Consider the following 23,226-nt stretch of genomic DNA (forward strand, 5'->3'; position numbering starts at 1 on the left):
AAATTATATCGACTTACCGACAAAATCAGACAGGAGTCCCCTCTCCCCTTGTAAAAAGGAAAACAAAAAAACCTCGGTTCCACCGCATACGGAACCAAGGTTTATCTTATTATCATTGATTAAATTAAAAAACTATGGTAAATTAGTACAGAAACGCATTCATCAAAAACAACAGAATGTATTTATCCGTATCTTAATTGTACACCAAAACACATCTTCAGTCAACCTCTATTTTTCACTTTTAAAGGAGTGCTTACGTATGAACAAAAAACTTGATTTAGAGCAAAAACGATTAGATACCGTAATAGAAACGATTACGGAGCAAATTGATAAACTGGAAAACGAAACTGGCAGACGCCGGGCAGAAGTAATCAACATTCGTAAACACTTCTGGGATGACGTTAAAGTTAATACTGATACTTTTGACGATTATCTTGAAACAGTTATCAACTTAAGGCAACAAGCTCAGTCACTAGCTGTCACACAAATTACCCATAAGCACACCTTTAATCGACTTGCCGCATTAAGACGTATGCATAAAGCACCTTACTTTGGGCGAATTGATTTCAAAGAAGAAGGAGAATCTGCTGCGGAGAAAATTTATATCGGCGTAGCTACACTTACTGATGCAAGCGGAGAAAACTTTCTTATATATGACTGGCGCGCACCTATTTCGAGTGTGTACTACGATTATCCACCAGGACCGGCTGAATACAGTACACCAGGCGGCGTAATTCACGGTAATGTGGAGAAAAAATTACAATACATTATTCAAAATGGCGAAATTGATTCTATGTTCGATACGAGCCTTACAATTGGCGATGAAATTTTGCAACAAGCGCTCGGAAAAGGTACAAACAAACATATGCAAAGTATCGTTGCTACGATTCAGCGCGAGCAAAATGAAATTATCCGTCACGATGAAGGCCGACTACTTATCGTTCAAGGAGCTGCTGGTAGCGGTAAAACGTCAGCTGCATTGCAGCGAATTGCCTATTTACTATATAAATATCGCGAGTGGTTAAAAGCAGATCAAATCATCCTCTTCTCCCCTAACTCTATGTTCAACAGTTACGTTTCTAACGTATTGCCAGAACTAGGTGAAGAGAATATGCAGCAAGTTACATTCCAGGAATATTTAAACCATAGACTAAGTAAGTCATTTGACGTTGAAGACCCTTATGAGCAATTGGAATATATGTTAACTGAAACGAATAGCCCTACCTATAAAACGAGAAATGCGAGCATTCGATTTAAAGCATCTACTCAATTTTTCGAGATGATTAGAGCGTATAGACAATCTCTTGAATCTTCAGGCATGCTATTTAGAGGAATGAAATTTAGAGGAAAACTGATTGCCTCTGCTAAAGAAATCACAGAGCAATTTTATAATACTGATTCCTCCCTCCGCTTCCATAATAGAATTGAAAAGTTAACGGATTGGCTAAACAAACAAATAGATGCAATCGAAAAAACAGAACTGAAAAAACCTTGGGTAGAAGAAGAAATTGAACTGCTTAGTAAAGATGAATACCAAAAGGCTTATAAATATTTACAGAAAAAAGGCGAGTTTGACGACAACTCCTTTAATGATTTTGAGAAAGAAACGAAAGTACTTGGACGTATGATTGTCCGTAAAAAATTGAAGCCGCTTCGTAAAGGCGTTCAAACATTGCGCTTCATCAATTTCACAGGCATATATAAACAACTCTTCACAGATGCATCATGGGTTACTGGGGAAAAACCGAAAGAGTGGGATGACATTTGCTCATTAACAGTAAACATGCTCGATGAAGGAAAGCTATATTACGAGGATGCGACTCCATTTTTACTTTTAAAAGAGTTAATTGAAGGCTTCCAAACGAACAGATCGATTAAACACATACTCGTAGACGAAGCGCAAGATTATTCGCCATTTCAGTTCGAGTTTTTAAAACGTCTCTTCCCTGCTGCAAGAATGACTGTACTCGGAGACTTTAACCAAGCGATATTTGCCCATGCGAGTGAAGCAGTGAATTTCAATACACTTACTAGCTTATACGGACCAGATGAAACGAACGGCATTAACTTAACTCGTAGCTATCGCTCAACAAAACCGATCATTGAATTTACACGTGCTCTTGTACCAGAAGGCCTTCACATTCACGCCTTTGAACGTGAAGGCGAAAAACCTACAGTAACTAAAATATCGAATAACAGCGAACTGCACGAGCATATTACTGCCAAAGTTGCTGAACTACAAAAACAGCAGCACAATACGATCGCAATTATATGTAAATCTGCAGCTGAAAGCGCCGCTGCCTACGAAGCACTTAGTCATATCGAGAATATTAAACTCGTGAAGAGTAACTCAGCCGAGTATGAACAAGGCATTGTCGTGATCCCTGCTTACTTAGCGAAAGGTATCGAATTTGATGCTGTTATTATTTACGATGCTTCTAAAGATGTGTACAGTGATGAAAGCTTACGTAGATTGTTCTACACTGCTTGTACGCGCGCAATGCATGAGTTGCAACTTTATAGCGTTGGCGAAGTTAGTCCTTTTATACTCGGGGCTGATTTGGAGAGTTTTGAGCTTATAACGAAAACACCTTGATGATTCAAGGTGTTTCTTTTTTATGCAGGATTTACACCTTTACAATAGAATATATCATTTTAGAAAAAGCTAAGGAGTGACAAGATGAACCATTATTTTATTGCTATTTATGACGGCGTGTTTCCTACCGGAAAATTACATACCATTTTACAGTCTAATCCTACTTTTACCGACCTAAACGTCCGCCCTCTCGAAATCTCATCACCAAGACCTTTCACATTATTAGTTGGCGCAGAACACGATGCACTCACAACTGGCCTTACAGATAAATACCATTTATTAACGAAAGAGTTGCAAGAACTAGAAGAACAAGAAAAGTACTATTACGTATACGATTATAAAATCAGAAAGACTATCGAGAACCCTAGCGAAAAATGCTTCCCACTAGCTACAATCCATATAAGTGTTACGAAATTCCATAAGATGATTCAAAAAGTAAAAGACTTAAAACGCCCTGTATTTGCAGGTTATAACATTACTTCTCATGATGCAGACATACTTACGATTGATGTACTTCTATCTTCACCTTTATTGGATCCTAACACTTCTGAAAAAGATGCAGAAGAATACGCTTACTTGCAACAACTAACTGAATCAATCTCTCGTTCTGAATTATGTATTTCTATTAAAGAAAGTGCACTTATTTAAACACGGAAAAGAGGGTTATTTATCATAACCCTCTTCTACTATCTATTTACGTTTGTACTTGATCATAATAATGAATTCTTTTATATACAACTTATATAAGTATTAAGGTGTTTTTCTCATTCTAAACGGCATATCTTTACGCCGATACACACTCAGCACAATCCCCATTATAAATGCATGAAACAGAGTTGGTACTAATCCATAACTAATAAAAGGTAATGATATAGAAACACGTGGTAATATCCCGAGGATCATGCCAACGTTACAAATAAAATGGATTGCAAACAGAGTCACTCCACCAACGAGAAGCAATTTACCATAACCATCATTTATTTTATAAGCTATGTTCATTATTCTTACTGCAAAAAGAGAAAGAATCAAGACAAGAACTAGCGCAAGCACATATCCATAATAGTAAGTCAAACTCGCGAATACAAAATCAGTATGGGCAGCAGGGATAGACTTTATATTTCCATATGTGCCAAACCAACCTGCTGAGGACATCGCCTCTTGTAAACGTAAATCCCATTGATCATGCGCTGGGTTTATAAATCCTAAAATTCTAGCTATCCGGTATTCTTTTACGGCAGACCAGGAAAATAGATCCCTAATAATAAAGGGTAAAATTGGTAAAATCGTAATAAGCCATGCCGTTTTCTTTCCTAGCTTACTCCACCAAAGCATAACGAATACCATCGTAATGTAGATGAAAATTGGTAAAAGAATTGATATAGTTGAAAATAGATATAAAGAAAATACGTACAACATGAGAAGATGCATAAACTTTAACCTACTATTATTGAAAAAAGAAGCCCAAGCTAGAAAGAAGAATGGTATCGTCATTAAACAGTCAATTTTGATGGGGCCGATTTTTATTATTGCTTCCCCAATCACGTAACCAGTCGGAAAACATTTTATCATTAACAAGATAAGTACACCGATTGTATAAAACAGCCACCCGAGCCTCTCTAACTTCCGATAATCAAGCAGCATGATCCCAACAGCTGTTGCAATGCCGAGAATAACAGAAATTACTTTGTTCATTAGTAAATCGTTCGTATGCCCAAGAGCGATTATTGGTAAAAACCCTAGCCCCATAGCAGCCACTAATAAAATAAGTAAGAACCAATCCACCTTTGGCTTATGCAGTTTATTAAGTTCTTGCCCTAGTTTAATCGGACTTCCCATTTGTTCCACAGCTTTATTTTCAGCAACTTCCTCACTTAATCCTTTTTCTGTCCATGTGTTCTTCGCCTGTTTTAAGTGAAACTCTAGTTCAGTTGCTACAAAGCTCTTTGCTTCTTTTGATTTAATATGATTCGTAACTTCGCTTACAAAATGCTCCCCTTTTTTATTCAATTTCGCCTCACTCCTGTACTAAGCCTTTTAATATAAATTGTACCTTCGTAGCATTTTTCTCTGCCTTTCGCAGCATCTTTCTTCCTTTATCATTTAATTGATAATATTTCGCTCCTGCATGATCCCAGCTTGATTGGATAAAACGATTCTGTTCTAGACGATGTAATACGGTATATAAAAAACCTTCATTTCCTTCGAATTTTCGAATCCCTCTCCCTCGTAGTAGCTGTGACAATTCGTATCCTGTTTTTTCATTACTGAGAAGCTGTAAAATCACTAAAGAGATGTCCTCTTCCTTTTCGTGTGAGGCATTGATTTTTTCACGCACCTGCTTTCGATGTTGATCAGAAAAACTCAAATGTTTAAACGTTGTATTCTCCATTGATTTTCGCAGGCCTTTTAATCGATCTTCCATTTGATTATTCCTCCAATCCTTTCTTCAAAAGCTCCTTCGCTTTTTTCAGTCTCGTTTTTATCGTGTTTTCTTTCACGTCTATTACAATGGCAATCTCTTTAATTGGTAATTCTTCATAATAAAATAAATAAATGACTTCTCGATATTTTATCGGTAAATTCATTACCGCAGAAGCGAGCTCACGGTCCTCCGCATTTTGAATGACAGTTTGTTCGACACTATCATTTTGAACCCCCATATAAGCAGAGTCATCCTCTGTCACGATAACCTTTTTGTTATACCAACTTTTTATGTAGTCCTTACATTGATTAATCGCAATTCTCCATAACCACGTTTTCACATTCGACTTCCCTTTGTATGTATGAAGAGATTTATAACATTTCACAAATATATCTTGCGTTACATCCTCAGCGACTTCTTTATTATTCACATATGAATACACAAGCTGTAAGACTTCTTGTCCATACTTGTTCATGATTTCATCGATAAGGAGTTCCTTATCTTCTATTTCAAACGCTTCTACCGTTAATTCATCCACATCATTTCCTCCTTCCCATATATTAGACGACGCACGCCATGGAAAAGTTTTATAAATCCATAAAAAAACAAAACGGTTGGCAATGTCCATACCGTTTTGTTCATCCTCTACTATTTAATTTTTCTAAAACAAAACTTTTAATATTCCCCGCACTTTTTATAGCTTGCGATACGTCTGTTTTATTAAGTTCTTCAAAATAAGGATATCTGACTTCAATCGCATAACTATTTAACTCTGCACAATCATCTATTAAATCATTGAACTCCATATTAAATTCAGCACATTCCTTTACTAACAGCAATGAATTATGCGTTTTAGACGGATGAGTTCCTTTAAACGTTAAATACCCCTTTAGATATTTCTCAGCACACTGTTGACAATGATAACAGATAATTGCAAAAGGAATAGGCATTAAAGACAATAAATGATTAGAAGCTCTAAGATCTAAATCTGCAATTTCAAACCATGAATTTGCCTCACTGAAATTTTTCATACAATACCTTACCTTCTTCAGCAATCTTGTATTCCATTGTTACAGGATTACCAGAACGCTCATTAAATTCTTCAGAACCGTAAACAAGTAAATCGACTGGTGTTTTCATTACATCGAATATACTTAAATTCAATTTCTTTAAGGCTTCTCTTTTCCTCTTACCAATACCATCAACCACTACACACAAATCAAAATCACTATCCTCATTAGGCATACCGTAAGCATGAGACCCAAATAAAATAATTTTATTAACATCAGAAAGAGAGGAAGTCATTTTATCTACTAATTGATTTAACTCTTTTTGAACATTAGTATCCATTCCATTCACCTCTTTAAATTAATCCTTCTCAATAAATCCTAGCTGTAGAAGCAAATCAATAAATTGATTCATTTCAACTCTAATACACTACTACAATTGTTAAGTTATTCAAACGATATAATAATACTTATTATACCTTTCGTATCCATATCCTGTTAAGCAACAAAAATCTACACTCAGTTAATTTCAGTACACTCTGTACAAATATAATAAAACAAAAAACCGCATGAGGACTCTCCCTCACGCGGTTTATTTTTAAACTAACGCAGCCGCCTGCTCTTGTTGATCCACAGGAATTACAGCATCGCTTAACGCTTTTTCTAATTCAGCTGTGTATTTCATTTCGACGCTATCATCATTTATGGCGCCAATAAAGACAGATTACGCAACAGTTTCATAACAGTATGAATAAATAAACACCTATTACGAGTATAAAAAATCGGCTCACTACATAATACCTATGTTTTCAGTGATACTCTATTACCACCGAACTAATTTATATAATTTTAACTACATGATAGCAAGTTAATTTTCAAATATCTTCTTGCGCATAACCCTAAATTTATTATCCATTTGTATCAGGCTTATAAATAAAAGATATCCTATCGATGCACCGAGCATATTTATAGAAATTCGCCACACATCAAAAACATCAGACAAAGTTAGTAAATGCAATATCTCCCAAGCAAAAAAGGTCATAGCATACCACTTACAAGCTTTCTTATAGTTCGTCACTTTATTGATCAACACTGGAACGAAAAATCCAAATGGAACTACCAATATTATATGTTGTAAAACAGTTAGCCAATACGTTGAGTTCCCCCAAGGACCTGGATGCGCAATAAAATCTTTAACTTGCCAAAGTGTTATTCCAAAAAGCTGCAATAACGTTTCTAAATCAGATATATGTAAAAATTGCTGCCAAAATTCAATCGGATGATAAACAGTTCCACCTGTCAAACTACGAATAGAGTCAAATGTAGAAGTTGAAATAACTGTTCCTAAAAAGACGATAAAACAAATCATTATATAAGGAATACATAAAATTTTTGATAATATCTTTAATGGTCTAGGAACTTCGTATACCGATTGATTAATCCCTAAACCAATAACTTTTGATTCTCCAAAAGTTTGAATCGCTTTATACACCGCTTCTTTTTCATTCATACCTTGTTCCATATATTCTTCTTTCAAGCTGTTCAAGTGATCATATATTTCTAGAAATAACTCATCCTGTTCAATATTACTAAGTTCTGAATAAGCTAAAATGGACTGAATATACTCATCAAATTCACTCATAAATAACTCCTTTCTGACAAGCTTGAATTAATGATGTTACACGCTCCCAAGAGTTCACTTTCTTCTGCAATTCTTTTTTCCCTTTACTTGTAATAGTATAAAATTTCCTTTTCATCCCATTCTCAGATTCATTCCAATAAGATTCAAGAAACTCCTTTTTTTCTAATCGCTTTAAAGCAGGATACAAAGTTCCCTGCCCCATACTATACAAATCTTCACTTGCATCCTTTAAACTTTGGGCTATTTCATATCCATATGTATCACGTTTTGCAATGATAGAAAGTAATAAAATATCTATACTTCCCTTCAAGATTTCTTTGTCCAACAATAACACCTCCTTATATACATCGTATAACAACATATGTCGTTATGCAACACAATTGAAATAATACCCCATAAAAAAAACCACCTAAAGGCTCCCCTTCAGGTGGTTCTCTATTTTACGCTAACGCAGCTGCTTGCTCTTGTTGATCTACAGGAATTACAGCATCTGTTAATGCTTTTTCTAGTTCTGCAGTGTATTTCATTTGCTCTTCTTTGCTCCAGCCTAGTTTTGCAGCCATGTAGTTGATTACTGCTTCTTTCCACTCATATACCCAGTGGATGTTGAAGAATACAGCGCCTCTGCGGCGTACGAAGAAGTCAACTGGTTTTGCTGTCATTTCGTAATCCATTGCGTATACAAGCGGGATTAGAACGTCAAGCGGCATGTTGTATTCTTTCGCTTCGTCTTTATGTTTCTTCGCTAAGTCGAACAGTACGTCTACGTTAGAGCCATAGAATTTCGCGAATTCTTCTGCTTGCGCTGTCGTTAAACCGTATTTCGTACCTTCGCCTGCTTTTTTCGTAACGAATGCTGAGAATCCATGTGAACCACTTACATGTCCACCAGAGATTGGCATATGTTTCGTGTCGCTCTTCGGATATGCACTATGACCTTCTTTTTGTAATAGATTCGTTACGTAGTCTACTACCATTTCAGCCATTTTGCGGTATCCTGTTAATTTACCACCTGCGATTGTAATTAAACCAGATTCAGAAGTCCAAATTTCATCTTTACGAGAAATTTCAGATGCATTCTTACCTTCTTCATAAATTAACGGACGTACACCAGCCCAGCTTGACTCCACATCTTTTTCTGTAATTTTCACGCTTGGGAACATGTAGTTAATCGCATTAATGATGTATGTGCGATCTTCTGTTGTCATGTGTGGTACAGCTGCGTCTTTATCATAGAACGTATCTGTTGTACCTACGTATGTTTTTCCGCCGCGAGGAATCGCGAACACCATACGTTTATCTGGTGTATCGAAGTAAATTGCTTGCCCTAACGGGAAACGTTTTTGATCAATTACTAAGTGAACACCTTTTGATAACTGAAGTACTTTCCCTTTTTTAGAGTTATCTTTTTCACGAAGTGTATCTACCCAAGGACCAGCTGCGTTTACAATTTTCTTACCGTAAACTTCATATACTTCTCCGTCTAGTAAATCGATTACACGTACACCGCATACTTTTCCATCTTTATATAAGAAACTGTCTACTTTTGCGTAGTTAACAGCTTTCGCACCGTGTTCAATTGCTTCTTTCATTACTTCAATTGTAAGACGCGCATCGTCTGTACGATATTCTACGTAGTAACCGCCGCCTTTTAACCCTTCTTGTTTTACAAGAGGCTCTTTGTTTAGCGTTTCCTCACGGTTAAACATCTTTCTGCGCTCGCTTCGTTTTACACCTGCTAAGAAGTCGTATACACGAAGACCAATTGATGTACTGAATGATCCGAACGTGCCGCCTGTATGGAACGGAAGTAACATCCACTCTGGTGTTGTTACATGGGGACCGTTCTCATATACGATCGCACGCTCTTTCCCCACCTCTGCTACCATTTTCACTTCAAGTTGTTTTAAATAACGTAGACCACCGTGTACAAGTTTCGTTGAACGACTTGATGTACCTGCTGCAAAGTCCTGCATTTCAAACACAATTGTTGATAACCCGCGTGTTGCTCCATCTAATGCAATACCAGAACCAGTAATACCTCCACCAATTACGATCACATCTAACTCTTGTTTATTTACTCCGTTTAATACGTCTTTACGTTGTTTACTTGAAAATTTCATGGTAATTCCTCCCTTTGATAACGAAAAAAGAGACCACGAACTCCGCTATAGATTTCGCCTCTATAGCGTGTTGTGGTCTCTCCAAATCTCCTACCGAATTATTAACTTGTCATCATTATAACACTGTTTATGATTATTTGAAAGCTTTTGTTGCTTCAATTGCTTTTTTCCATCCAGCATATAGCTCTTCGCTTGTTTCCGCTTCCATCGTTGGTTCAAAGCGTTTGTCCATATGCCACTGTGCTTTAATTTCATCTTGGTTTTTCCAGTATCCAACCGCAAGACCAGCTAAGTATGCTGCACCTAAAGCTGTCGTTTCATTGATCACTGGACGCTCTACAGGAACGTCTAAAATATCACTTTGGAACTTCATTAAGAAGTTATTTTTAACTGCTCCGCCATCAACGCGTAATGTATTTAGTTCAATACCTGAATCTGCTTCCATTGCACAAAGTACATCTTTCGTTTGGTATGCTAAAGATTCTAGCGTTGCACGAATGAAATGCTCTTTCGTCGTACCGCGCGTTACACCAAACATAGCGCCGCGTACTTCACTATCCCAGTACGGTGTACCTAAACCTACGAATGCTGGTACAACGTATACACCTTCAGTTGATGCAACGCGTGATGCGTACACTTCACTCTCACTCGCATCTTTAAACATGCGCATTCCGTCACGTAACCACTGAATTGCAGAACCTGCTACGAAAATACTTCCTTCTAATGCGTAGTTTACTTTACCATCTAAACCCCATGCAATTGTTGTTAATAGACCGTGCTCAGAAGCTACTGCTTTTTCACCTGTGTTCATTAACATGAAGCAACCAGTTCCGTACGTGTTCTTCGCCATACCTTCACCGAAACAAGCTTGTCCAAATAACGCTGCTTGCTGATCACCAGCTACACCTGCAATCGGTACATTTTGACCGAAGAAGTGATAATCAATTGTTTCTCCATATATTTCAGATGATTGACGTACTTCTGGAAGCATGCTCTTTGGTACTGTTAACATGTCTAGAAGCTCATCATCCCACTGTAAGTCGTGAATGTTAAACATTAATGTACGTGATGCATTTGAGTAGTCTGTTACGTGCGCTTTACCGCCAGACAATTTCCACACAAGCCACGTATCAATTGTTCCGAATAATAACTCGCCGTTTTCCGCTTTCTCTCTTGCACCTTCAACGTTATCTAAAATCCATTTTACTTTCGTACCAGAGAAGTATGCATCAATTAAAAGACCTGTTTTTTCGCGAACCATCTCGCTATAACCTTTTTCTTTTAACTCATCACAAATTTCAACTGTTTGACGAGATTGCCATACGATTGCGTTATAGATTGGTTTTCCAGTTGCTTTATCCCATACAACCGCTGTTTCACGTTGGTTCGTAATACCGATACCAGCGATTTGTTCTGGTTTTACATCCGCTTCACTTAAGCAAGTTGCGATAACTGCTAAAATAGATCCCCAAATTTCTTGTGCGTTATGCTCTACCCAGCCTGGCTTTGGAAAATGTTGTGTAAATTCTTTTTGAGCTGAATGAACGATTTTTCCTTCTTTATTGAAAAGAATTGCGCGTGAGCTTGTTGTTCCTTGGTCTAATGAAAGAATATATTTTTTCATATCGGTTTCCCCCTATGCTACTTTTCTACTTTTTGTAGTAGTTCCACTTTTTTTACTTGTCATATAAGAGATTGCTAGTACAATCACAGTTGCAATAATTACATAAATAAGTGCTGAATTTTGTTTTCCTTCAAATACAACTTGATGGAATAATCCTGCAAGTGATCCACCTAAAATTGGACCAACTACTGGAATCCATGCATACTTCCAATTTGAACCGCCTTTTCCTGCAATCGGAAGGAAGAAGTGTGCAATACGCGGACCTAAATCACGAGCCGGGTTGATTGCGTATCCTGTTGTTCCACCTAATGATAAACCAATACTTACAATTAAGAAACCTACGATAAATGGATTTAAACCCTCTGCAAATTTATTTGCTCCAATTGCTAATATACCAAATACTAAAACGAATGTTCCAATCATTTCACTTAAAAGGTTTGCAAATGTGTTCGGAATTGCTGGACCTGTTGCAAATACACCTAACTTTGTTCCTGGATCTTCTGTTTCTTTCCAATGTGGTAAGTAGTGTAAATATACGATAACTGCCCCGATAATTGCCCCAATCATTTGTGCTGCGATATACATAGGTACATCACTCCATGGGAACGCTCCCTTAAAAGCAAGTCCTATTGTTAAAGCTGGATTCAAATGTGCTCCACTAATTGATCCAACTGCATACGCTGCCATAGCAACCGCTAGACCCCAACCCATTGTAATTACAATCCAACCAGAATCTTTCGCAAACGATTTCTTTAAACTTACACCAGCACAAACGCCGCCCCCAAGTACGATTAACAACGCTGTCCCTATTAATTCCCCTAAAAATGCTGACATAAAATCCCTCCACAATCAATTTAAATGCGTTCAAATGTGATAGAGGTAAAATGAATGGCCATTCGTTTTTTTCAAAAGAAAAAGATCCACAGCTTACATGCTTCTATATAATATATAGAAACAATAAAATGTGGATCTCTTCTTTTCTCCGTCACGTTTATTAACTTGTCTATAATGTTAACCTCTAATGAAAGCGGTGTCAACAGAATCTTTTCACATTTTCGTCACTTTTTTTGGTAATGTTTCCATAGTTCTTTTTTCGATGTCGTAATTGCTGTCGCGCCAGCATTTAACGCTCTTTCAACGTCCTCGACAGTTCGAATAAAGCCACCCGCTAAAATCGGTACGCCTGTACGCTCTTTCACTTCAGCAATCACACCCGTTAGCGCACCAGGAAGCACCTCTATATAATCCGGCTTCGTTTTTTCTAGCAAATTACAGCTCTTTTCCATCGCACTAGAATCAATTAAAAAGATGCGTTGAATTGAGACAACACCTTTTTGCTTCGCCTTCATAATTACACTCGCCTTTGTCGATAATAACCCATACGGTTTATATTCTTGGCATAAAAATTCCGTCGCATGCCCATCACTTTGTAACCCATGGATCAAATCAACATGTAAAAATACTTTTTTATTATGCTGCTTCGCAAGTGACACAACACTCTTCAATTGACCGACATGAATATCTAAAATAACGATATACTCATACGAACTATGTAATAGCTTTTCCAAATCTTTAATTTGCCTCACTGCCGGCAAAATCTTTTGCTCATGAAATTCCATTCTAAATGTCCCCTTCTTTATATCATCCTATCCTTTATAGTACACAATTTGGGTGAAAAGAACAGCTAGTGTAGGGGATTTCTTACAAATCTTTCTCTTATCTATATATTTTCTTCAACTTATCAGAAACCGTACCACCTATAACCATTAATATGAGGGGTAAAAAATTCATTACATACGGTGCATCTGCTACAAGTGTAATGCTCGCCCCGGCAAACTTATTTAACATCCATACAGCGATTTTTGCAATAAACAAAAATACGCCCATCATAAATAAACTATCGAAAAACACCTTCCATTTTGGATATGCTAATTGCTTACTATCCTCAATTACTTTCTGCGTCAACTCTTCATCACTCCTTAGCAGTTCATCAATTGTAATACCGAACAGATCGCTTAAATGAATAATAATTTCAATGCTCGGATAGTTCTTTCCCGTTTCCCATTTCGAAACAGACTGTCTACTTACATGAATTTTTTCAGCCAAATCATTTTGCGACCAATTTCTTTTTTCCCTTTCTTCTTTCAAACGTTCACTAAAAATCATACTGTGTTTATCACCTCTCTATGTCTAGTATGGTCAAATAAATGATGAAGAGTAAAGCTAGTTATCGTTGCGTAACCTGTGCAACTTGTGCGTTACAGCTTGTAATGGCACTATTGCATACTTTATATCACGCTGGTTTTATATACTTTTCTTCTATAATAATTTCCCGAACAATAATACAAAGAACGGATACTAGTAAAGACTAGATTAGGCATAAAAAAATACGTCACCCCTTCTTATCATTCTCCAGAAAGAATAACGCAAAGTTTCATTTTTAAACCTTTTCATCCAAAAGAAAAGAAGCTAGCAATAAATTGTTAACTTCTCAGCTGAAAGTAAAATATTATCTTTCCTTATCTTCTAATATCTAGATTGTGATTGAATATTTGTAAGATGAACATCAAACATATCAATTATTTCAAGAAATCTATCAGCTTCACGGAAAACATGGTCTGCTAATAATGGATGAATGATACTCTTTATTTTACATTGCTCAATTAAATCACGTGCTGTTTTCTTAAAATCCCGAAGAGATGTAACCGACACACGATTTTGATTTAAAAATTGATCTAAAAGAGGGACTGTTTGGGATTGTGGTTTCATAGATTCTAAGTCAATTGCTTGATACATCAATTCATCAAAATCATTACTAAAATTCCGTGCTGTATCTACAAGCTTTCTTTCCGATGGATCAAGAAGATGACCAATAAATTTAGCATGGTCTGCCATAATCCTTAAAAAGAAAACATTTTCTTTAATAATAGCATCAGGAAGAGCATCTAATTTACCCTCATTTAATTCCATTAAACGTTTTCTAAAATAATCAGCTTCCCTACTTGTGTGGTCAACTAACAGTGGAAAGTTATTTTGTCCTGGCAATTTACATGTGAGAATTAACCCTAAAATTTTCCGTTTAAATCCCCAAATATTAGTTGCGGCTTGTTGTACTTCTGAATTAAATCTTTTTATTTGCTCAGGATCTGTTTCATTTGTATAGGAATGCGCTATTTGTTCGATATGTTCAAACAATCGATAAAATTGATTAGCCTCTTCGATTAGTTGAGTATCCTCACATCTAAACCCTAAGCGAAGAAAAAAAGAATGCTCCTTCATGATTCTAGACCAAAAACGAATTTCATTTAATGAACGCTCAACAAACATTACAGACGTAACACCCGTATCAGGATGTAATGATGTTTCATCCCTATGCTTTCTTAATCCCCCCCAGTAAATACTGCGCTAGTTCCATTCTTATGAGTAAACATATATATAAATACCATCAATAAAGGTTCATGATGAATATCGTATACATGTAAAATTAAACTAATATAACCTTATCTTGATGAACATATACTGCTCCTTCAAAAGAAAAAAGGCTACCATCTAGATATAAAGTTCTCCTAGTTGGTAGCCTTTCAAAATTTTTATTAAAGCAAAACCGAATCTTTATCACTATCCTGATTACGTTTCTCTCGTTCTTCTTCTAAGCGCTTCATATATACTTCGCCTTCTTTTTCGATAAAATCGTTATCCATCTCTTGCTCTTTTTTTGAAGTATATAAAACCATGTAGCCACTCAATACAATCCCAATGATTACAAGATAAATCCACCATGGTAAAGTTTCCACTTTCGTTCATCCCTTTCCTTAGACAAGCCTTATTAGTTTCACTCTATGAGGAAAGAAGTGGATTTATGCTTAAATTTTTATTGTGGATTCTCCGCGAAGAACGCTTGTACATATTCCATAAACTCGATTGGCTCTTGACGAAACGGTGCGTGATATCCTTTTTCAATGATATGAAACGTACTATTTGCAAATAACTCATGATACAGTTCACCATTTTTCCAAGAGACGCTCTTATCGTGTCGTCCCCAAATAATTAAAGTCGGTACCTTAATTTTATCTGCTTCCATCGCAATGCGGCGCTCTCTCATTTTCGTAAGCTGATCATAATGCTCTTTATCATCACGACTATTTTTCACTTCATTTTTATTATAATCCGTAATCTCTGTTACAGTTTGTAAGTCCGTCGATAGCGGCGGCACTTCATAACTTTCTTTTTGCTGGAAAGATTCAATCCCTGTAGAATCCGCTAAAATGAGATGGGTAACCGCGTCCGGATATAAATACGCTAAATTAAGGGACATCTCTCCCCCCATCGAATGACCAAGTACCGCAAACTGATCGTATCCGAGCTTCTTCATTAGCTTATAATATAAATTCACTTGCGCAGGAAACGAATACTGAAAATCAATCGGCTTAGAAGAACGCCCAAATCCTAAAATATCAACTGCAATAATCGTATGATCTCTCGCAAGTTCCGGATAAATATCACTAAACCCATCTGAAGAACCACCGAATCCGTGAAGCATAAGTAAAGGCGGTTTTCCCTCACCAATTTGCTTAAAATAGATCGTCTGTCCATCAATCTGCGCCATACTCTCTTTCGTATTTATCTTCATCATAACAGTATCCTTCACTTCTTCAACCTTCGCAATCGGCTTATCAACGAAGTTACATACTATTAATAAAACAAGAACAATACCGCTAATCATATAAAACTTAAACCGTTTCAAAATCCCCGTCTCCTTTCTCATGTTGCTATTTAAAGTTTTTACATTTTTTGGTTGTTTTATGATTAATTTCAATTGTAACCGACACAGTTACAATTATATCGAAAAAATATTACTCACTGCCACTACTAATGGTTACTTTGTAACTATTATAGTTACATATAAAAAGTAAGTCAATTATTTTATCTGCGTTAACGGGCAGTCCGATTAGTGTGAGCTAATAATCAGTGTGAGATGAACCATCAAAAATTGTTTGCTCAGCGCTATTTGGTGCTAGCTTCCTTTGACTTGGTCGGACAATTGGATATCCGAAAGAAGGCTTGTTATCACTATACTTAGTGTCCCTTACTTCTTTTAGTTAATAAAAAACGCAAGCTTCTTTTGATTAGAAGTTTGCGTTTTTTATCGTATACTTTATTTTTCTTCTTCACGAGCCAAATCGATTACAACATCTTTTCCATCAACATCTTTTAATAACACTTTAAAATGATTCACATTATCAAAAGTAGTAACATCAAACGTTTTCACTTTAATTGTTTTCCCATTATCCCCAGCACTTGAGTACCCCTTCAACGTTGACTTATATGTTTTCCCTTTTTCATCCATAAGAATTACACTATCAATTGTTTTTATCTGACGTTTTATTTCTTCATCATCTCCAGAAGAATCACGTTCAAATGTGATATTCGTCCCTGTTGGTAGTACTTCTGCAGACACTATTTTTACAGACTCAGGTTGTTGTTTAGGAACAAAATGAATCTCTTGATTTCCTTTAAACTTCGAGTCTAATTTTATTCCCCCTTGCCACTTCCCTTGAATTTCCTCATTAAGTTGCATACCATTCTGATGCCAAACTTCTATATTTTCTTTTACAGTATTTGATTGAGCTTCTGCTTCTGTCCTGTAAGAAACATCTTTATTTTCTAATGGCGCAAACAAAGATATAGAACTAATATTAAAGTTTAGACTATCAATGTTATCAATTGAATTCATAGGATGGAATATTAAATTATAAGTTATTTCTCCCTCTTCTTCACCTGCCTGAATACTCCATTCGCTACCTCCCAACATCTTACTATTTTCATTTGTTAACCCTTCTGTGTATTCCGCCTTCTCTATATATCGTCCTTTATCATCTGTTAAATCGTACTTCATTCTTAAATCTGTCATTTTACTTATTAGACTTTTATCTTCAAATTTCAATTGTAAAGAAACTGCTATTTTAGATTTATCATACAGTACATTTTTAATTTGAATTGTAACACCATTATCCTTCATCACATTATTCTCATCTACTTTTTGTATATATCCATTATCTGCCGCTTTTTGAACTCCCTGATCTTTCGTAAAAAAGTATTTCTTTACTACAGCTAATGCTGAATCACCATACACGCCAACTCCAACACTTGCTCCAACAATCGTTAGCCCCGCTATCATTGCTGCAACTATTTTTTTATGAGAGGATGTTTGTTTTTGTTTCTTACTTTTTCTAATTTCTTCAAAAGCAAGTTCTTTTTTCTTCAAAACACTAGTAGGAATTGTTACATCATCATTTAATGCTTCTTCTAATTTATGTTCGAATTGACCATTCATTTTAAATTCCCCCCATTGTTTACATTCTCCCACTCTTCTTTTAAATAATATTCTTTTAATTGTTGCCTTGCTCTATGTAGTCTTGATTTAATCGTTCCTTCTTTTTCATTTAAAATCTCTGCAATTTCTTTTGTTTTAAATTTATTTACATAATAGAGTACGATTACTAATCGATACTCCACACTTAAATAACTAAGCATATTGTCAAATTCAAGCTTTTGTTCAATATTTTCTTTTACAACTTGATCTCCCTGTACCTTCCCATAATCATCCACATATAAAACCCTATTTTTTCGTACTATATCATTACATTTATTCATTAATATTTTCGTAATCCATGTTTTAAAATAACCTGGTTCTTTTACCGTTTTTAAATTTGTAAAAGCAGACAAAATCGTTTCCTGTATTGCATCTCCTATATCTTCCTCACTTTTCAAACGTGCTTTTGCCACTTTATACATTTGTGGCATTAATATATCAATTACCTCAATAAAGGCTTCCTCATCACCTTTTTGAGCCCGCTTTATAAGCAGCTCCATTTTAAATTCCCCCTTAGAAATCTACCATTTATGTTTTATATAACTATTAGACTGTATATACCTTAAAATGGTTGCAAGAACTTCTAAATAAAGTGAAACTTTAATCAGTGGGGGGTTCTTCATCCCCCACTGATTATTAGTTGAACCAATCGGGCTTTTATGGGCAGTTGATCACCCACCTAACTTCTTTGCTTTCCCTGAATTTTGAGGTGGGGATCTTACTGCCCATTAAAGCGGGATAAAAATAACCTTAGCTCAGCAAATACCCGAACTAAGGTTACTTTAAGTACAGTGCTTCATGATTCTTATTATATCTCGGCTCAAGTTAAACAATAGAGTGTATATCAAAAATGGATTTCCTGAATACTGCCGAATTAGAACCGTAAAAACGAGTTTATGAAATCGTACACTTTGTTTCCACTCTTGATTTTCACATAATGAAAAAAAAGCGCTGAACAAACATCAGCACTCTTCCTCATCATCCTCGTTATTCATACAAATTTGTTCCGCTATTTCTTGTACCCGTTCCATCGTTATTCCTTCTCTAAACTCCACTGCTAGAGGATGGTCTGTCGGCTCTAGTTCAATATAAGGACGAATGCCATCGGCTCTCGGATGAACCATCGTTTTTAAATTTACTGTTTCCAACTCATATGGTAAATCCGTCGAAAGCCACCCAAACATTGGCTCTAATAATTGTTGTTTATCCCAAAATTCATTCACCTTATCAAAATTCGCTTCACTTAATGAAACCCATACACCCCATATGAAATGTTCATCTGTACCAATGATAGGAATTTCAATACTCCCTCGCATAAAGAAGTGTTCTCCATCCATCACGCATAAATCATCGTTCATTTCAAATCTATCTTCTCGCTCTTCAGGTTCAGCATCATAATAATAAAAAGGAGCTGCTGATCCATAGCTCGTTGGAATTTCTTCATGATATGTACCGCAGCATCTACAAGTATACCCACTTATTTTCGTCATTCTATTCCTCCATCAGTTTTACATTCATTTTAGCAAAATACTTATAAAGCGAAAACAAAAAAAGCAAGCAGTTCCAGCTATCAGCTAAAACTACTTGCTCTCCTACTTATTCTCTCTATTGTTACTCTTTAATAAATTCCTTCGTGCTTCTTACTGTATCAATTGGACGAACTAATTTTTCAATTTCTTCACGTTTCGGCTCTAGGAACGGAGGTAATGATAATTTTTCGCCAAGTGTTTCGTATGGCTCATCTCCCATAAATCCTGGGCCATCTGTTGCAAATTCAAATAAAATTTGTGGTGCAACTCTTGCGTATAATGACTCGAAGAAGTGACGATCTACATATCCAGATGACGGAAGGCCAACGCTACCGATTCTCTCAATCCATTCTTCTAATACAGAGCGATTTTCTACGCGGAATGCAGCATGGTGCACTGTACCAAATCCTTGTTGTGCTTCAGGAAGAACCGTATTATGTTCTACAATAACAGAAGCACCGTTTCCGCCTTTGTTTACTTCAAATAAATAGAATTCTCCTTCTTGCGCAATCTCTTTAAATAATAGAACTTTCTCTAACACTTCTTTAAAGAAACTAAAGTTTGCAATGCGGATAAATACAGGCCCTAAGCCAGTAATTGCATATTCTAATGGAACTGGACCGTTTTGCCACGGTGTACCTGATTCTATCCCGTTATCAAGTTCATCTGAAATTAATTGATAATGTTGATCATCAAAGTCAACGAACGAAAGAGTTTTCTTACCAAATTGCTCTTTAATTCCTGTATGCTCCACTTCAAGACGTTCAAAACGGTTCACCCAATACGCTAGTGCTGCATCAGTTGGAACGCGGAATGAAGTTTTTGAAATTTCATTTGTACCATGTACTCCTTTTGGAACACCTGGGAAGTCAAAGAATGTCATATCTGTTCCTGCACTACCTTTATCATCAGCGAAGAATAAATGGTACGTTTGGATATCATCTTGGTTTACTGTTTTTTTAACTAAACGCATTCCTAAAACATGAGTGAAAAATTCATAGTTCTTTTCTGCACTACTTGTAATTGCTGTAACGTGGTGAATTCCTTTTAATTGGTTCATTTTATATTCCTCCAATGGTTTTAAATTGTATATTTTCTCTTCTATTATTTCTCTTCAATAGGTGCTAATTTCGCTTCAATTTCTGCTCGCTTTTCTTCTAAGAACGGCGGTAGATCAAGTTTTTCTCCCAAATGCTCTACATCTCCATCAACTGTAAATCCTGGTCCATCTGTCGCAATTTCAAATAGGATTCCGTTTGATTCGCGGAAGTATAAGCTTTTAAAGTAGAAACGGTCGATAATGCCTGAAGAATGGAAACCTTTTTGTATCACCTGTTCTTCCCAATAAGCTAGCTCCGCATCGTTTTTTACACGAATTGCTAAATGGTGAATGCTACCGCGGCCCGGCTTTTCAGTAGGACCATCTAAATATTTCACAACGATTTCTCCGAAGGCTTCTCCTTTAATAGACTGGAAAATCGCTTCTTCATCGCTTCTGCTAACTTCTGTATAACCAAACATCTCTGTAAGTGTACTCGCCAATTTATCAAGTCTACGCACTGTCATTTCCACAGAACCCATTCCTTGAATTTGATGCTGTGCAGGAACTTCTGATTTCTCCCAAGTTTCCCAGTGCTCCACTTTTTCTCCGTTTGAAACGAGTAGCACGAGACGAAGTCCTTCCGCATCCTCAAATTGCAAAGCAGGACGATTTGCATATATTGTTATTTCACTATGTTTTACAGCAAATTTCTCAAATCGCTCTTTCCAGTAATGTAAACTTTCCTCTGAAGGAACGAGTAATCCGATTCGCGTAATTGCATTCGTACCACGGTACGTTTTTCCTACTAAAGGCATTTCAAAAAATGATAGTTCCGTACCTGGACTCCCTGTTCTATCTCCGTAAAATAAGTGATACATGGACGGATCATCTTGGTTTACCGTCATTTTCACACGGCGTAAACCAAGCACGTTTTTATAAAAATGGTTATTCTCACTTCCGTTTTTTGTAACCATTGAAATGTGATGATGCCCTTTAATTTCATACATTGATAATTCCTCCGTTTCATTTTACTAGTCAAGTGATACCTAAAAAATAATATGCTTCTTAGCTTTTCAATTTATTCTCATTATGTCTTTGTAAATTCATCTTAGTTTTTACTAAATAAGTTACTTCGTTTTTTTAATCGAAAGCAACTGAGTATATGTTTTTCATATGACTCAATCACTTTCGTTACTATCACTTTACAACTCAAGTGATTAAAAAGCAAGTGATTTATCTCAAATTCGAGATATTTTTTATTAAATAATATTTTAGGATAAAGAATCGTTAATTGCTAAATGTTTTTTGAAGCGTTTATTTACATATTGACGATAATAAAATCACTTCATTTCAATTTGAAAAACACAATAGTCTACAATCAGTGCCGGATTCCCCACACTGATTATAGTTTCGTTTTATATGTTCCAAAAATCACTATTTATATCACTGTTATATTTATAATCAATCTTTTCTTTACCACACTTTTCGCACTTATAAAAATTAGCTGTGCCCATCTGCCCTGTTTTAAAGTTTTCACTATCCTGAGTTTTAATAAATTTATATTTGTGTATACATTTAGGTTTTTTTACTTTATCCAGCCATTTGTCTAGCATAAAGTGATCACTCCCCTTTAAAGAATATTCCTCATACACCTATACATTTAGAGTAACCTACAAAAGATTTCCAATCAATGAGCACTTTCTCTTGCCTTCTTTGCATCACATCGTATGCATTTTTTTGTTAAAGATCTTTACTTTATTGTAAACAGATTCTCAACCATTAGCTTTACACCGGCTAATTCAACATTAATTCCCTGCAGTTTCTTCTCTTATCAGGCAATAAAAAATGGTGTGAAAACTTAATTTCACACCATTTTTTATAACTATATTGTCATTCCATATTTAATAAGGCAATTTTAATTATGGAACGTCGGTTTATAGAACGAACGATTATCAAGAGCAAAGACACGCTCAGTGTATTCACCTGGTTTTGTGCGTCCTAATGCGCGGTCCATCATGTTCATTTTTGCATCTAAGTTATCGATGTAGTGCAGAATTTCTGCTTCTTTTACTAATGGTGGTTTTGGACTACCCCATTCTGCTTTTCCGTGATGGGAAAGGACGATGTGCTGAAGGATTAATACTTCTTCTGCATCGATGTTCAGCTCGTCTGCTGCTTTACCAATTTCGTTCACCATAATTGAAATGTGGCCAAGTAAATTCCCTTCTAACGTATAAGTTGTAGAGATTGGGCCAGATAGCTCAATTACTTTACCAAGGTCGTGTAAAATAACGCCCGCATATAGTAAGTCTTTATCTAAAGATGGGTACAGTGCAGAAATTGCTTTCGCTAAATCTAACATTGATACAACATGGTACGCTAGTCCAGATACGAACTCGTGATGATTTTTCGTCGCTGCTGGATATTCTAAAAATTCATTTTGATGCTTATTTAACAAATGTCTTGTTAGACGCTGAATGTTCGGGTTTCTCATTTCAAATATGTATTGCGTAATTTTCTCAACCATATCTTCTTTTTTTACTGGAGCTTTTTCTACGAAATCCGAGATGTCCGTTACTTCATTTTCATTCGCAACACGAATTTGTTTCACACGTAATTGAATACGTCCTTTGTAGTTTAGAATATCTCCAGCTACTTTAACGATTGTTTCCGCTACATATTGTTTCTCAACTTCTGGCGATACGTCCCATAGCTTCGCTTCAATATCTCCACTTGGATCTTGTAAGATTACTGTTAAAAATGGTTTCCCATTGCTTGCTAGACCTTTTGTCGCTGTTTTAATTAATAAGAAAACATCGACTTGTTCACCAACTTCATATTCTGCAATTTTCTTTTTCATTCGAATTC

At 36.0% G+C, this 23,226-nt stretch carries 24 protein-coding genes; 2 read left to right on the top strand and 22 right to left on the bottom strand.

The annotated features are described in order from the left end of the window. Positions 1-259: 259 nt before the first annotated feature. Both helD and SJY24_RS25200 read left to right on the top strand, forming a co-directional pair. The gene (gene helD, locus SJY24_RS25195) at positions 260-2,596 is read left to right on the top strand and encodes an RNA polymerase recycling motor HelD (protein ID WP_377866593.1); all 2,337 of its coding nucleotides are present in this window, start codon (positions 260-262) and stop codon (positions 2,594-2,596) included. Positions 2,597-2,680: 84 nt separating this feature from the next. Further along, positions 2,681-3,244, top strand: a complete 564-nt coding sequence (locus SJY24_RS25200) for a hypothetical protein (protein WP_377866594.1) — start codon at positions 2,681-2,683, stop codon at positions 3,242-3,244. Between the two features lie 102 nt (positions 3,245-3,346). Here the strand turns inward: SJY24_RS25200 and SJY24_RS25205 are convergent, their stop codons facing one another. The 22 genes from SJY24_RS25205 to yhaM all read right to left on the bottom strand — a co-directional run bounded on the left by SJY24_RS25205 (position 3,347) and on the right by yhaM (position 23,218). Continuing rightward, positions 3,347-4,603 carry an FtsW/RodA/SpoVE family cell cycle protein gene (locus SJY24_RS25205; RefSeq protein ID WP_377866595.1) on the bottom strand — a complete coding sequence of 419 codons (1,257 nt, stop codon included), beginning with the start codon at positions 4,601-4,603 and terminating at the stop codon, positions 3,347-3,349. A 7-nt stretch (positions 4,604-4,610) separates the two neighbouring features. Beyond that, positions 4,611-5,018 carry a PadR family transcriptional regulator gene (locus SJY24_RS25210; protein WP_377866596.1) on the bottom strand — a complete coding sequence of 136 codons (408 nt, stop codon included), beginning with the start codon at positions 5,016-5,018 and terminating at the stop codon, positions 4,611-4,613. A 4-nt stretch (positions 5,019-5,022) separates the two neighbouring features. Next, on the bottom strand, positions 5,023-5,556 hold the full coding sequence (locus tag SJY24_RS25215; RefSeq protein ID WP_000344025.1) for a sigma-70 family RNA polymerase sigma factor: 534 nt from the start codon (positions 5,554-5,556) through the stop codon (positions 5,023-5,025). Positions 5,557-5,656: 100 nt separating this feature from the next. Next, positions 5,657-6,049 (bottom strand): HEPN domain-containing protein, encoded by a 393-nt coding sequence (locus tag SJY24_RS25220; protein WP_377866597.1) that lies wholly within the window; start codon positions 6,047-6,049, stop codon positions 5,657-5,659. Continuing rightward, on the bottom strand, positions 6,033-6,368 hold the full coding sequence (locus SJY24_RS25225) for a nucleotidyltransferase domain-containing protein (protein ID WP_377866598.1): 336 nt from the start codon (positions 6,366-6,368) through the stop codon (positions 6,033-6,035). The genes SJY24_RS25220 and SJY24_RS25225 overlap by 17 nt, the downstream gene beginning before the upstream one ends. A 525-nt stretch (positions 6,369-6,893) precedes the next feature. Continuing rightward, a complete protein-coding gene (locus SJY24_RS25230; protein WP_377866599.1) occupies positions 6,894-7,667 on the bottom strand; it encodes a VanZ family protein in 774 nt (257 codons plus the stop codon). Then, complete coding sequence (locus tag SJY24_RS25235) at positions 7,660-7,992, bottom strand: PadR family transcriptional regulator (protein WP_193654607.1); 333 nt, start codon at positions 7,990-7,992, stop codon at positions 7,660-7,662. Before SJY24_RS25235 ends, SJY24_RS25230 begins: the two co-directional genes overlap by 8 nt. Before the next feature lie 115 nt (positions 7,993-8,107). Continuing rightward, a complete protein-coding gene (gene glpD / locus SJY24_RS25240; protein WP_000672838.1) occupies positions 8,108-9,790 on the bottom strand; it encodes an aerobic glycerol-3-phosphate dehydrogenase in 1,683 nt (560 codons plus the stop codon). 133 nt (positions 9,791-9,923) lie between these two features. Beyond that, positions 9,924-11,414 (bottom strand): glycerol kinase GlpK, encoded by a 1,491-nt coding sequence (gene glpK / locus SJY24_RS25245; protein ID WP_377866601.1) that lies wholly within the window; start codon positions 11,412-11,414, stop codon positions 9,924-9,926. A 12-nt stretch (positions 11,415-11,426) separates the two neighbouring features. Continuing rightward, a complete protein-coding gene (gene glpF, locus SJY24_RS25250) occupies positions 11,427-12,248 on the bottom strand; it encodes a glycerol uptake facilitator protein GlpF (RefSeq protein WP_377866603.1) in 822 nt (273 codons plus the stop codon). A 224-nt stretch (positions 12,249-12,472) separates the two neighbouring features. Continuing rightward, positions 12,473-13,033, bottom strand: a complete 561-nt coding sequence (gene glpP / locus SJY24_RS25255; protein ID WP_000394293.1) for a glycerol uptake operon antiterminator GlpP — start codon at positions 13,031-13,033, stop codon at positions 12,473-12,475. Positions 13,034-13,130: 97 nt separating this feature from the next. Then, on the bottom strand, positions 13,131-13,580 hold the full coding sequence (locus tag SJY24_RS25260) for a helix-turn-helix domain-containing protein (RefSeq protein WP_377866604.1): 450 nt from the start codon (positions 13,578-13,580) through the stop codon (positions 13,131-13,133). Positions 13,581-13,940: 360 nt separating this feature from the next. Further along, entirely contained in the window at positions 13,941-14,741 is an 801-nt protein-coding gene (locus tag SJY24_RS25265; protein ID WP_377866605.1) for a DUF2935 domain-containing protein, read from the bottom strand. A gap of 266 nt (positions 14,742-15,007) precedes the next feature. Continuing rightward, entirely contained in the window at positions 15,008-15,208 is a 201-nt protein-coding gene (locus tag SJY24_RS25270; RefSeq protein ID WP_002087191.1) for a sporulation YhaL family protein, read from the bottom strand. 77 nt (positions 15,209-15,285) lie between these two features. Beyond that, on the bottom strand, positions 15,286-16,158 hold the full coding sequence (locus SJY24_RS25275; RefSeq protein WP_377866606.1) for an alpha/beta fold hydrolase: 873 nt from the start codon (positions 16,156-16,158) through the stop codon (positions 15,286-15,288). Between the two features lie 411 nt (positions 16,159-16,569). After that, positions 16,570-17,748, bottom strand: a complete 1,179-nt coding sequence (locus SJY24_RS25280) for a DUF4179 domain-containing protein (protein WP_377866607.1) — start codon at positions 17,746-17,748, stop codon at positions 16,570-16,572. Continuing rightward, positions 17,745-18,287 (bottom strand): RNA polymerase sigma factor, encoded by a 543-nt coding sequence (locus SJY24_RS25285; protein ID WP_377866608.1) that lies wholly within the window; start codon positions 18,285-18,287, stop codon positions 17,745-17,747. The genes SJY24_RS25280 and SJY24_RS25285 overlap by 4 nt, the downstream gene beginning before the upstream one ends. Before the next feature lie 462 nt (positions 18,288-18,749). After that, positions 18,750-19,277 (bottom strand): DUF2199 domain-containing protein, encoded by a 528-nt coding sequence (locus tag SJY24_RS25290; RefSeq protein WP_377866609.1) that lies wholly within the window; start codon positions 19,275-19,277, stop codon positions 18,750-18,752. Between the two features lie 121 nt (positions 19,278-19,398). After that, positions 19,399-20,376 carry a ring-cleaving dioxygenase gene (locus tag SJY24_RS25295; protein ID WP_377866610.1) on the bottom strand — a complete coding sequence of 326 codons (978 nt, stop codon included), beginning with the start codon at positions 20,374-20,376 and terminating at the stop codon, positions 19,399-19,401. 44 nt (positions 20,377-20,420) lie between these two features. Next, on the bottom strand, positions 20,421-21,365 hold the full coding sequence (locus SJY24_RS25300; protein ID WP_377866611.1) for a ring-cleaving dioxygenase: 945 nt from the start codon (positions 21,363-21,365) through the stop codon (positions 20,421-20,423). 408 nt (positions 21,366-21,773) lie between these two features. Then, a complete protein-coding gene (locus tag SJY24_RS25305) occupies positions 21,774-21,971 on the bottom strand; it encodes a hypothetical protein (protein WP_377866612.1) in 198 nt (65 codons plus the stop codon). 302 nt (positions 21,972-22,273) lie between these two features. Beyond that, positions 22,274-23,218 carry a 3'-5' exoribonuclease YhaM gene (gene yhaM / locus SJY24_RS25310; protein ID WP_000726647.1) on the bottom strand — a complete coding sequence of 315 codons (945 nt, stop codon included), beginning with the start codon at positions 23,216-23,218 and terminating at the stop codon, positions 22,274-22,276. Positions 23,219-23,226 lie beyond the last annotated feature (8 nt).

It is taken from the genome of Bacillus sp. R86525, assembly GCF_042466195.1.
Taxonomy (GTDB): Bacteria; Bacillota; Bacilli; order Bacillales; family Bacillaceae_G; genus Bacillus_A; species Bacillus_A nitratireducens.